Genomic DNA, 12,090 nt, shown 5'->3' with positions numbered 1-12,090 from the left:
GAGATAAGCTGAGTCGGGGTGTTCGCCTATGTCAGCGCGTTCTTCGTCGTCTTCAGCAAGATATTCGTCTCGGTGACGGTGATGCCATCGATGAGGCGGATGCGGTGCAGCGTCTCGTCGAACGTGCCGAGGTCGCGGTCTTCCAGTTCGGCGATGAAGTCCCAGCGGCCGTTGGTGGAGTGAAGGGCGCGCACCTGCGGCAGGCCACGCAACTGCACGGCCACCCGGTCGGCCATCTTGCCGTGCACTTCGATCATCACGATGGCCCGCACGCCACTGCCCGTCAGTTCCGCGCCCGTCTTGATGGTGAAGGCGGCAATTGTGCCGGAGGCGACCAGCCGGTCGATCCGAGCCGCCACCGTCGCGCGTGAAGCGCCCGTCATCGCGGCGAGTGAGGAGACAGGGGTGCGGGCATTGTGGCGCAGAGCGCCGATCAATGCGTGGTCGAGGTCGTCGAGACTTACCATTGTGTCGCCCAGTGCTTGGCAAATTGCTGAACTCAGCCGCCTATCTGTCAGTTTTTCATCTTTTTGCCAACAAGGAGAACGGCAATAATCGGCCAAAACCGGATAACCGGCGCTCACGCATCTGCGGGGAAACCATGGCTGACAATGACAAGCATATCGCGCTGATCGGCGCACCTCTCGAAGAAGGCTCCGGCCGCCGTGGCGCGGCCATGGGGCCGACGGCGCTGCGCATCGCCGGGATCGATACGACCCTGGCGGACCTCGGCCACACCGTGACGGACGAGGGGGATCTGCGCCCCTTGCCGGCGCGCGATCTTGCCAACCACCCGAAAGCCAACAACCTGCAGGTCGTCGCAGCCTTCACGCGCGCCCTGGATACGGCCGTCTATGATGCGGCCCGGGGTGGCAAATTTCCGCTGGTGCTGGGCGGTGATCATGCGCTTTCGATGGGCTCCGTCTCCGGGATGGCGCGGCATGCGGCCGATCAGGGCCGCCCGCTCTTCGTGCTCTGGCTCGATGCTCATGCGGATTTCAATTCACCGGCCACGTCACCATCCGGAAATATGCATGGCATGCCCGTCGCGTTCTTCTGCGGCGAGGCCGAATTCGCGCCGATCCTCGAAGCCGGTCGCCCGATGGTCGACCCGAAGAACGTCTTCCAGGTCGGCATCCGCTCCGTCGATGCGCGTGAGCGCGAAGAGATCGCCGAGCATGGCGTCAATGTCTACGACATGCGCTCGATCGACGAGATCGGCATGGCGCATATCATGCACGACATCATTGCGCGCATCAAAGCGGCGAACGGCCTGCTACATGTCAGCCTCGACGTCGATTTCCTTGATCCGGAACTGGCGCCCGGCGTCGGCACGACCGTTCCAGGCGGCGCGACGTTCCGCGAGGCTCATCTCATCATGGAGATGCTCTGCGACAGCGGCCTCGTTTCCTCGCTCGACGTGGTCGAGCTGAACCCCTTCCTCGATGACCGCGGCAAGAGCGCCCGCATTCTCGTCGAGCTGACCGCAAGCCTTTTCGGGCGCCGCATTCTTGATCGGCCGACCCGCAGCGCCTGAACCCCGGAGGACTTTATGACGCCGTCGACTGCAAGCCTGATCGAAACCGAATACCGCCTTGGTGCCCATAACTACAAGCCGCTCGACGTGGTGCTGTCGCGTGGCGAGGGCGTCCATGTCTGGGATATCGATGGCAACCGCTATCTGGACTGCCTTTCGGCCTATTCGGCGGTCAACCAGGGGCATTGCCACCCGAAGATCCTTGCGGCGATGGTGGAGCAGGCGCAAAAGCTGACGCTCACCTCGCGTGCCTTCCGCAACGACCAGCTCGCACATTTCTACGAGGAAATCGCGGCGCTGACCGGCTCGCATAAGGTGCTGCCGATGAATTCCGGCGCCGAGGCGGTCGAGACTGCGGTCAAGGCCGTGCGCAAGTGGGGCTATGAGGTGAAGGGCGTGCCGGAAGGCCAGGCCGAGATCATCGTCTGCGCCAACAATTTCCACGGCCGCACCATGGGCATCGTCGGCTTCTCGACGGATCCGGATGCGCGTACCGGCTTCGGTCCCTTCGCGCCGGGCTTCCGCCATGTGCCCTTCGGCGATATCGAGGCTTTCCGCGCAGCGATCAACGAGAACACCGTCGCCTTCCTGATCGAGCCGATCCAGGGCGAGGCGGGCGTGATGATCCCGCCGGCCGGCTATTTCTCGTCGGTACGCGACCTCTGCACCCGACATGGCATCACGCTGATCCTCGATGAGATCCAGACCGGCCTCGGCCGCACGGGAAAGTTGCTTGCCGAAGAACATGAGGGTATTGAGGCCGATGTGACGCTGGTCGGCAAGGCGCTGTCTGGCGGCTTCTACCCGGTCTCGGCGGTGCTTTCGAACAGCGAAGTGCTGGGCGTGCTGAAGCCCGGCCAGCACGGCTCGACCTTCGGCGGCAACCCGCTTGCCTGCGCCATCGCGCGGGCGGCGCTGAAGGTGCTGGTCGAGGAAGACATGATCGGCAACTCGGAGCGTATGGGGAACCGTTTCCAGGATGGCCTTAAGGCCATCCGCTCCAACATCATCACGGACGTGCGCGGGCGTGGCCTGATGCTGGCCGTGGAACTGGATCCGGCCGCCGGCGGCGCACGCAAGTATTGCGAGGCGCTGAAGGAACGCGGAATCCTCGCCAAGGATACCCATGGCGATACGATCCGCATCGCGCCGCCGCTCGTCATCACCGGCGACCAGGTGGATTGGGCACTCGAGCAGTTCGAGGCCGTTCTGCGGACCTGACGGTTTGCAGAGGTTGATTGGGGGGCTCCGCGGTGATGCGGAGCCTTCTTTCGTTCGGGGCGCAACAATCGTTCGGGCGTTTGAGAGATTTTAACCAGGGCGTGCATAGGATCGCATCACGACGTAGACCAACCTGGAAAGATCCCGATGACCTCCATCAACACGGCCAGCTTTGCCGGCGACACGCTCGAAATCATCGCATTCCGTCTGCACGATCAGGAATTCTGCGTGAAGACGACGACGATCCGCGAAATCCGCGGCTGGGCGCCGTCCACGCCGATCCCGCATTCTCCGCCGGACGTCATCGGCGTGATGAACCTGCGCGGCACCGTGATCCCGATCATCGACCTTGCCCATAAGCTCGGCATGAAGAGCACGGAAGCCAACGAGCGCAGCGCCATCGTTGTGGCTGAAGTGCACAGCATGGTCGTCGGCCTCGTCGTCGACCGGGTTTCCGACATTCTCACCATCCGCAGCGAGCAGCTGCAGCCCGTGCCGGAAGTGACGACGTCCTTCGACAAGGCCTATGCGGAGGGCATCATCGCCCATGAGAACGGCATGATCTGCTTCCTCAATCTTTCGCGCATGTTCAAGGAACGCGACGTGGAAGATATGGCGGCCTGATAGTTCTAAGCAATCATCCGCTTCGCCTGAGCAAAGAACCGCCGTGCCTGTGCACGGCGGTTTTTTGTTGCTCGAGGTGAATGCAACTTTTTAGTGAATTAGCCTTCCTATAAGAAGCCATCTTCCTGACGTAACGTTAGCGTCATTCTTTTTGATTCTCTGTAAGCTGTTGTTATGTAATAGATCTAAAACTCGCCTTCCGATTTTCATCAATTTTTAAGGCTGTCACTCCATCTTGGATTGTAGACACGCTTTTCGGCGGCCGGCAATAAACCTCCCGCATGGATTGAATCTCTGAGAGTTAAGACACGGTCCTCACCACGGATCGTGCCCCAACGCATCAACCGATGATCGCCACGCGGTCCGTGGCTGTCACACAAGGGGACAGGTCATGCTTTCAATCGCGAAATCCATGGATGCGGGCCATATTATCGACGCGCTGTCGCGCTCGCAGGCCGTGATCCAGTTCGATCTTACCGGCAACATCCTCACCGCCAACGAAAACTTCTGCCGGGCACTCGGCTACGATCTGAAGGACATCGTCGGCAAACATCACCGCATCTTCTGCGAAGCGACCTATGCGGCGAGCGAGGACTATCGGCAGTTCTGGGCACGCCTCGGGCGCGGTGAATATGACGCCTCCAGCTACAAGCGCCTGCGCAAGGATGGCGGCGAAATCTGGATCCAGGCCTCTTACAATCCGGTCTTTCGTGGCGGCAAGGCCTACAAGGTCGTCAAGTTCGCCACCGACATCACCGAGGCGAAGATGCGGGCGGCGGAGGATGCCAGCAAGCTCGACGCGATCTCGCGGTCGCAGGCCGTGATCGAGTTCACGCCGACCGGCGAAATTCTCCATGCCAACGAAAACTTCTGCGCGGGGCTGGGTTACGATCTCTCGGAAATTCGCGGCAAGCACCACCGCATGTTCTGTGATCCCGCCTATGCGCAGACGCAGGCCTATGCGGATTTCTGGAAGAACCTGGCGGCCGGGCAATTCATCTCCAACGAATTCGTGCGCTACGGCAAGGGCGGTCGCGAAATCTGGATCCAGGCCGCCTATAACCCGATCCGTGACCTCAACGGTCGGGTCTACAAGGTGGTCAAGTTCGCGACGGACGTCACGGAGCGCATGTCGGCGATCAATGCGCTGGGCGGCGCGCTGAAGGCGCTTTCGGAAGGGGACCTCACGCAAAACCTGGCGACGCCCTTCGTGCCCTCGATGGAGGTTGTGCGCAGGGACTTCAACGAAGCGGTCGCCGGCCTGCACGAGACCATGCGGACCGTCGAAACCAACGCCAATGCCATCGCGTCCGGGGCGCAGGAAATCCGCTCGGCGGCGGACGACCTTGCCAGACGCACCGAGCAGCAGGCCGCCTCCGTGGAGGAGACCGCGGCCGCTCTCGACGAGATCACCACGACGGTTGCCGATTCGAGCCGGCGGGCCGACGAGGCCGGATCGCTGGTCACGAAGACCCGGATCGGCGCGGAAAAATCCGGCGAGGTGGTCAAGAGGGCGATCGGCGCGATGGGGCAGATCGAGCAGTCTTCGCGCGAAATCTCCAACATCATCGGCGTGATCGACGATATCGCCTTCCAGACCAATCTGCTGGCGCTCAATGCCGGGGTGGAAGCGGCGCGTGCTGGCGAGGCCGGCAAGGGCTTTGCCGTCGTGGCGCAGGAGGTGCGGGAACTTGCGCAGCGTTCGGCAAGTGCGGCGAAGGACATCAAGGCGTTGATCACCACCTCCGGCGAGCAGGTGAAGAGCGGCGTGGCGCTGGTCGACGAGACGGGACGGGCCTTGCAGGAGATCCTCACGCAGGTGCATGAGGTGCATACCAACGTGGCCGCGATCGTCGAGGCCTCGCGCGAGCAATCCACCGGCCTTCGCGAGATCAACCAGTCGGTCAACTCGATGGATCAGGCGACGCAGCAGAATGCGGCGATGGTCGAGGAAAGCACGGCGGCGAGCCACGCCATGGCGCGTGAGGCGGATGCGCTGCACACGCTCATCCGCCGGTTCAAACTTGCCGGAAATGCGCAGTCGATGCACCGACCCGCAGCGCCTGCACCGGTAACACAGCTTCATGCCGTGGCGCGCAGCATGCGGGCGTCGCGTGGCTCCACGGCGCCGGCAGCGGAGAACTGGGAAGAGTTCTAAGCGCGGATCGCGGCATGAAAAAACGGCCGGCAGCGATGCCGGCCGTTGGTTTTTCAGCGGCAAAGCCTCAATGCGCAGCCGGTGCGCTGTCCGCCAGAGCGGGCGGCACTTCCGCAGGCGGGGGGCGCCGGATCAGCGGCACGGCCTGCAGCACCAGACTGTCGAGGCCTTCGCCGCCATGGTTGTCGACGATATCGAAAAGCTGCCGGCGCATGCGCGGCTCCCAGAACTTGTTGATATGGGTGGCCACACCGTTCGGAGCCTCGTTTGCGGGCTGCGAGTGGAAGAAGGTGGCGATCTGGTTCGCCATCCTGACGAGCTTGTTGCCTTCCGACATGCTGATCTCCTAAGCGTTGCCCATGCGCCGCCCGGCGCCGGACACGATGCGTTCCGCACCGGTGAAAATTTCGAATTCCTCGCCGCGCACCAGCGCAATCAACGTCATGCCGGCCTCTTCGGCCGTGCGGATGGCGAGCGCCGTCGGCGCGGAAATGGCGATGATGAAGGGGCTGCCAATGATGGCCGTCTTCTGCACCATCTCGACGGACACGCGGCTCGTCACGACGACGGCACCCGTGCTGCCGGCATGGCCTGCGCGGCGTGCGGCCCCGACGAGCTTGTCGAGCGCATTGTGGCGGCCGACATCCTCGCGCACCGCAATCAGGCCGGTGCCCGGCACGTAGAAGCCCGCGCCATGCACGGCGCGCGTCACCATGTGCAGCGGTTGCTGGCCATTCAACAGGCGCACCGCCTCGGCCACCTCATCCTCGCTAAGCGTAAGCGTTGACGAACGCACTGAGGGCGTCACGCGTACCGCCTGCTCGATCGATTCGATGCCGCACAGGCCGCAGCCGACAGGCCCGGCCATGTGGCGGCGGCGGGCGGTCAGTGCGTCGTTCTGCACGTCGGCAAGCCGGATCTGCACGTCGATGCCCCTATCCTCCGCCACCACCTCGATGGTTTCGATCTCGCCGGGATCATCGATGATGCCTTCCGTCAGGCTGAAGCCGACGGCGAAGTCCTCGAGATCGGCGGGCGTCGCCATCATCACGGCATGGGTCGAGCCGAGATAGGAGAAGGCGACCGGGGTTTCCTCCGGCACAAAACGCTCGCCATCCGTAAGCCGCCCGTTGCGGCGGGCGATCTCGGCGACCTTGGTCGTGGTGGAGAAGTCCGGCATGCGCGATCCTACTCAGCCGCCTCCAGCTTGCCGGCGATCCGGCGGGACCGGCGCGCCAGCTCGTCATACTCGATCTGCCAGTCGGACGGACCGTTCGACGGCGAGATTTGCACAGCCGTCACCTTATACTCCGGACAGTTCGTCGCCCAGTCGGAGAAATCGGTGGTGATGACGTTTGCCTGCGTCGTCGGGTGGTGGAAGGTCGTATAGACCACGCCGGTCGCCACACGGTCGGTCACCAGCGCACGCAAGGTTGTCTCGCCGGCGCGGCTTGCCAGGCGCACCCAGTCGCCATCGCGGATGCCGCGGTTTTCGGCGTCGTGCGGATGGATTTCCAGCCGGTCTTCCTCATGCCAGACGACGTTTTCCGTCCGGCGTGTCTGCGCACCGACATTGTACTGGCTGAGCACGCGGCCGGTGGTGAGCAGCAGCGGGAAGCGCGGGCCGGTCTTTTCGTCGGTTGCGACATATTCCGTTCGGATGAACTTACCCTTGCCGCGTACGAAGCCGTTGATGTGCATGATCGGCGAGCCTTGCGGGCTCTTCTCGTTGCACGGCCACTGCACGGAGCCCATCTTCTCGAGATAGTCGTACGAGACGAGGGCGAAGCTCGGGGTGGTCGCGGCGATCTCGTCCATGATCTCGGACGGGTGGCGGTAGTTCCAGTTGAGGCCCATCGCCTGGGCGAGATTCTGCGTGACTTCCCAGTCGGCATAGCCGTTCTTCGGCGTCATGACGCGGCGAACGCGGTTGATGCGGCGCTCGGCATTGGTGAAGGTGCCGTCCTTTTCCAGGAAGGTCGAGCCCGGCAGGAAGACATGGGCGTAGTTCGCCGTCTCGTTGAGGAAGAGATCCTGCACGACGACACATTCCATCGCGGCGAGGCCGGCGGAGACGTGCTTGGTGTCCGGATCGGACTGGAGGATGTCCTCGCCCTGGATATAGAGGCCCTTGAACGTGCCCTCGACGGCGGCGTCCAGCATATTTGGGATGCGCAGGCCCGGCTCGTTGTTGAGCTTCACGCCCCAGAGCTTTTCGAAAATCTCGCGGGTCGCGTCGTCGGAGATGTGCCGATAACCCGGCAGCTCGTGCGGGAAGGAGCCCATGTCGCATGAGCCCTGCACGTTGTTCTGGCCGCGCAGCGGGTTCACGCCGACACCCTCGCGGCCGATATTGCCGGTGGCCATGGCGAGGTTGGCGATGGCGATGACCGTCGTCGAGCCCTGGCTGTGTTCGGTGACACCGAGGCCGTAATAGATCGAGCCGTTGCCGCCGGTGGCGAACAGTCGTGCGGCGCCGCGCAGCGTCTCCGGATCGACGCCGGTGAACTGCTCGATCGCCTCGGGGCTGTGCCGGGGCTCGGCGACGAAGGCGGCCCAGTCCTCGAATTCCGACCAGTCGCAGCGCTCGCGGATGAAGCGCTCGTCATAGAGGCCTTCCGTCACGATGACATGGGCAAGGGCTGTGACGACGGCGACATTGGTGCCGGGCTTCAGCGGCAGGTGATAGGACGCCTTGATGTGCGGCGAGGAGACGAGTTCGGTGCGGCGCGGATCGATGACGATGAGCTTTGCGCCCTGGCGCAGGCGCTTCTTGAGGCGCGAGGCGAAGACCGGGTGTCCGTCCGTCGGGTTGGCACCGATGACGATGACGACGTCCGTGTGCTCGACCGAATCGAAATTCTGCGTGCCGGCGGAGGTGCCGAAGGTCTGGCCGAGACCGTAGCCGGTCGGCGAATGACAGACGCGGGCGCAGGTATCGACATTGTTGTTGCCGAAGCCGGCGCGGATCAGCTTCTGGACGAGATAGGTTTCTTCGTTCGTACAGCGCGACGAGGTGATGCCGCCGATCGAATCGCGGCCATACTGATATTGGATGCGGCGGAACTCGGCGGCGACATGGGCATAGGCCTCGTCCCAGGTGACTTCGCGCCACGGATCCGAGATTTTCTCGCGGATCATCGGGTTGAGGATGCGGTCCTTGTGGGTCGAATAGCCATAGGCGAAGCGGCCCTTGACGCAGGAATGGCCGCGATTGGCCTGGCCGTCCTTCCACGGCACCATGCGGACCAGCTCCTCGCCGCGCATTTCCGCTTTGAAGGAGCAGCCGACGCCGCAATAGGCACAGGTGGTGACCACGGAATGTTCCGGCTGGCCGATGTCGATGACGGATTTTTCGGTCAGCGTCGCCGTCGGACAGGCCTGCACACAGGCGCCGCAGGAGACGCATTCGGAATCGACGAAATGCTCGTGCATGCCGGGCGAGACGCGGCTGCCGAAGCCGCGTCCTTCGATGGTCAGCGCGAATGTGCCCTGCACCTCTTCGCAGGCGCGCACGCAGCGCGAACAGACGATGCATTTCGACGGATCATAGGTGAAATAGGGGTTCGATTCGTCCTTCGGCATCCACTTGGCGTTGATTTCGCCGCTGTTGCGGGCCTTGACGTGGTTGTCGCCCTCATAGCCATAGCGCACGTCGCGCAGGCCGACCGCACCGGCCATGTCCTGCAATTCGCAGTCGCCATTGGCCGCACAGGTCAGACAGTCGAGTGGATGGTCGGAGATATAGAGCTCCATCACGCCCTTGCGGATGTCCTTCAACCGGCCGGTCTGGGTGTGGACGACAAGGCCGGGCGCCACCGGCGTCGTGCAGGAGGCGGGCGTGCCGTTGCGGCCTTCGATCTCGACGAGACAGAGGCGGCAGGAGCCGAAGGCGTCCACCATGTCCGTGGCGCAGAGTTTTGGAACCTTGATGCCGGCCTCCATCGAGGCGCGCATGATGGAGGTGCCTTCCGGAACGGTGATCTCGTTCCCGTCGATGGTGAGCGTCACCATCTTTTCCGCGCGGGAGGCGGGCGTGCCGTAGTCGATTTCGGGGACGAGGGACATGGGAACCTCCGGTCTATTCTGCGCCGCGACATGGGGTCGGGCGACTTGGGTTGTTTCTACGACGTCTTCTCGGCGAGTGTCGCCGCTACCAGCGCATTGGCATGGCCATGGCCGAGACCGTGTGCTTCCTTGAGAAGCGCCACGATCTGCATATGCGCCTTGCCGTCCTGCGCGCGAACGATCGCTTTCCAGTGCTCGATCGGCTGGCCGTATTTCTTCTCGATGGCCGGGAAGTAGGAGGCCGGGCCTTTGACCTTTTCCGTCTCGCTCATTCCGCAGCCTCCACCAGAGGAGCCGGCGAAAAGTCTTCCGGGAAATGGGTCATGGCGCTCATGACAGGATAGGGCGTGAAGCCGCCCAGCGCGCAGAGCGAGCCGAATTTCATCGTGTTGCAGAGATCGGCGAGCAGGGCGCGGTTCTTCTCCGGCTCGACGCCTCTCGCGATCTTGTCGGCGGTCTCGACGCCGCGCGTCGAGCCGATACGACAGGGCGTGCACTTGCCGCAACTCTCGACGGCGCAGAACTCCATGGCGAAGCGCGCCTGCTTCAGCATGTCGACGGTGTCGTCGAAGACGGTGATGCCGGCATGGCCGATCAGGCCGTCCTTGGCCGCGAAGGCCTCGTAGTCGAAGGGCGTGTCGAACAGCGCGCGCGGGAAATAGGCGCCGAGCGGGCCACCCACCTGCACGGCGCGAACCGGGCGGCCGGAGGCCGTGCCGCCACCGATCGTATCGACGATCTCGCCGAGCGTCAGGCCGAAGGCGGTCTCGTAGAGGCCGCCATGTTTGACGTTGCCGGCGATCTGGAGCGGGATCGTGCCGCGCGAGCGGCCCATGCCGAAGTCGCGGTAATAGGCGGCACCCTTGTCCATGATGACGGGCACGGAGGCGAGCGAGATGACGTTGTTGACGACCGTCGGACGGCCCATGAAGCCCTGCAACGCCGGGAGCGGCGGCTTGGCACGCACGATGCCGCGCTTGCCTTCGAGGCTGTTGAGCAGGGCGGTTTCCTCGCCGCAGACATAGGCGCCTGCGCCGACGCGGATTTCCATGTCGAAGGCTCTTCCCGAGCCAAGCACCGAAGGTCCGAGCACGCCGGCGGTGCGCGCGACGGTGACCGCTTCGTTCATCACAGCGATGGCGTGCGGATATTCCGAGCGGGTGTAGACGTAGCCCTTGGTGGCGCCGGTTGCGAGGCCGGCGATCGCCATGCCCTCGATCAGCACGAAGGGATCACCCTCCATGATCATGCGGTCGGCAAAGGTGCCGCTGTCGCCCTCGTCGGCATTGCAGACGATGTATTTTCTGTCGCCGGGTGCGTCGAGCACGGTCTTCCACTTGATGCCCGTCGGGAAGCCGGCACCGCCGCGACCGCGCAGGCCGCTATCGGTGACTTCCTTGACGACCTCGACCGGGGCCATGGTGATGGCTTTTTCCAGGCCCTTCAGGCCGCCATGAGCCTTGTAGTCGTCCAGCGAAACCGGATCGATGACGCCGCAGCGGGCGAAGGTGAGGCGGGTCTGGTTTTTCAGGAACGGAATGTCTTCCGTTCCGCCAAGACAGAGCGCATGGGCTTTGCCTTCAAGGAGGCCGGCATCGAGCAGGGAGGCGACATCGGACGGCTTCACCGGCCCGTAGGCGATGCGGCCTTCGGCGGTCTCGACCTCGACCAGCGGCTCCAGCCAATGCATGCCGCGTGAACCGTTGCGCACGATTTTGATGTCGAGCTTGCGGGCATCCGCCTCACCGGCCAACGCCTTGGCGACGCGGTCGGCGCCGAGCGCAAGGGCGGCGGCATCGCGGGGAATGTAGATGCGAACGGTCATCGGCGTGCCTCCGCAACAAGTTCCCTGGCAAGGTCTGCATCGACCCGTCCATGCACCTCGCCGTCGAGCATCGCGGCGGGTGCGCACGAACAGAGCCCGAGACAGTAGATCGGTTCGAGCGTCACGGCGCCATCCAGCGTCGTCTGGTGGAAATCGATGCCGAGCAGCGATTTGACGCGCTCGGCGATTTCGTCCCCGCCCATCGACTGACAGGCCTCGGCGCGACAGAGCTTCAGGACATGGCGTCCGGCCGGGTGGTCGCGATAGTCATGATAGAAGGTGACGACGCCATGCACTTCGGCGCGGGACAGGTTCAGTTCGGCCGCGATGACCGGCAGACATTCCTGCGGCACATAGCCGAACTCGGCCTGGATTTCATGCAGGATGGGAAGAAGCGGCCCTTCGAGCCCCTTCAGGTCGCTGACAATTGCCAGCGTCCTCGCTCCGATATCGCCGGTCACGTGCACATTCATGGTCAGGCCTCCCAACCGACACGAATGAACCGCAAGGATTATACGGGTTCTGGCGCGCCGATGCCATTGAAACTGCTCGGCGAAGACCGGAACCCTGTCGATCCACGCGGACTATCCGGACAGCTTCTCAGTCCGGAGGCGGCGGGTCAATAAAGCAAAGCCGTTGGCTGATAGGAAAATCCTA

The 12,090-nt window shown here is 63.6% G+C and carries 11 protein-coding genes; 4 read left to right on the top strand and 7 right to left on the bottom strand.

Annotation, left to right across the window (positions count from 1 at the left end):
• Window positions 1–26: 26 nt before the first annotated feature.
• Window positions 27–467: an Lrp/AsnC family transcriptional regulator gene (locus tag GR138_RS26475; RefSeq protein WP_160862265.1), complete on the bottom strand. Its 441-nt coding sequence runs from the start codon at window positions 465–467 to the stop codon at window positions 27–29.
• A gap of 134 nt (window positions 468–601) precedes the next feature.
• Between GR138_RS26475 and rocF the strand changes: the two genes are divergently transcribed.
• The 4 genes from rocF (at window position 602) to GR138_RS26455 (ending at window position 5,540) form a co-directional block, all read left to right on the top strand.
• Window positions 602–1,537, top strand: coding sequence for an arginase (rocF, locus tag GR138_RS26470; RefSeq protein ID WP_160862264.1), 936 nt, complete (start codon window positions 602–604; stop codon window positions 1,535–1,537).
• 15 nt (window positions 1,538–1,552) lie between these two features.
• Window positions 1,553–2,758 carry an ornithine--oxo-acid transaminase gene (gene rocD, locus GR138_RS26465; protein ID WP_160862263.1) on the top strand — a complete coding sequence of 402 codons (1,206 nt, stop codon included), beginning with the start codon at window positions 1,553–1,555 and terminating at the stop codon, window positions 2,756–2,758.
• A 147-nt stretch (window positions 2,759–2,905) separates the two neighbouring features.
• On the top strand, window positions 2,906–3,382 hold the full coding sequence (locus tag GR138_RS26460) for a chemotaxis protein CheW (RefSeq protein WP_160862262.1): 477 nt from the start codon (window positions 2,906–2,908) through the stop codon (window positions 3,380–3,382).
• A 391-nt stretch (window positions 3,383–3,773) separates the two neighbouring features.
• On the top strand, window positions 3,774–5,540 hold the full coding sequence (locus GR138_RS26455) for a methyl-accepting chemotaxis protein (RefSeq protein WP_160862261.1): 1,767 nt from the start codon (window positions 3,774–3,776) through the stop codon (window positions 5,538–5,540).
• Between the two features lie 67 nt (window positions 5,541–5,607).
• Here GR138_RS26455 and GR138_RS26450 read toward each other — a convergent pair whose 3' ends face one another.
• From GR138_RS26450 to GR138_RS26425, 6 genes are read right to left on the bottom strand one after another with little or no spacing between them, the layout of a single operon-like run.
• Window positions 5,608–5,877, bottom strand: a complete 270-nt coding sequence (locus GR138_RS26450; RefSeq protein ID WP_160862260.1) for a formate dehydrogenase subunit delta — start codon at window positions 5,875–5,877, stop codon at window positions 5,608–5,610.
• A gap of 9 nt (window positions 5,878–5,886) precedes the next feature.
• A complete protein-coding gene (gene fdhD / locus GR138_RS26445; protein ID WP_160862259.1) occupies window positions 5,887–6,720 on the bottom strand; it encodes a formate dehydrogenase accessory sulfurtransferase FdhD in 834 nt (277 codons plus the stop codon).
• Between the two features lie 8 nt (window positions 6,721–6,728).
• Window positions 6,729–9,608, bottom strand: a complete 2,880-nt coding sequence (gene fdhF / locus GR138_RS26440; RefSeq protein WP_160862258.1) for a formate dehydrogenase subunit alpha — start codon at window positions 9,606–9,608, stop codon at window positions 6,729–6,731.
• 56 nt (window positions 9,609–9,664) lie between these two features.
• Window positions 9,665–9,880, bottom strand: coding sequence for a DUF4287 domain-containing protein (locus tag GR138_RS26435; protein ID WP_160862257.1), 216 nt, complete (start codon window positions 9,878–9,880; stop codon window positions 9,665–9,667).
• Window positions 9,877–11,433: a formate dehydrogenase beta subunit gene (locus tag GR138_RS26430; RefSeq protein WP_160862256.1), complete on the bottom strand. Its 1,557-nt coding sequence runs from the start codon at window positions 11,431–11,433 to the stop codon at window positions 9,877–9,879. Before GR138_RS26430 ends, GR138_RS26435 begins: the two co-directional genes overlap by 4 nt.
• Entirely contained in the window at window positions 11,430–11,906 is a 477-nt protein-coding gene (locus GR138_RS26425; protein ID WP_160862255.1) for a formate dehydrogenase subunit gamma, read from the bottom strand. Before GR138_RS26425 ends, GR138_RS26430 begins: the two co-directional genes overlap by 4 nt.
• Window positions 11,907–12,090 lie beyond the last annotated feature (184 nt).

Source organism: Shinella kummerowiae (assembly GCF_009827055.1).
Classification (GTDB): Bacteria; Pseudomonadota; Alphaproteobacteria; order Rhizobiales; family Rhizobiaceae; genus Shinella; species Shinella kummerowiae.
Note: the sequence above shows the minus strand (reverse complement) of the source record. Positions and strands in the feature narration are given on the sequence as shown.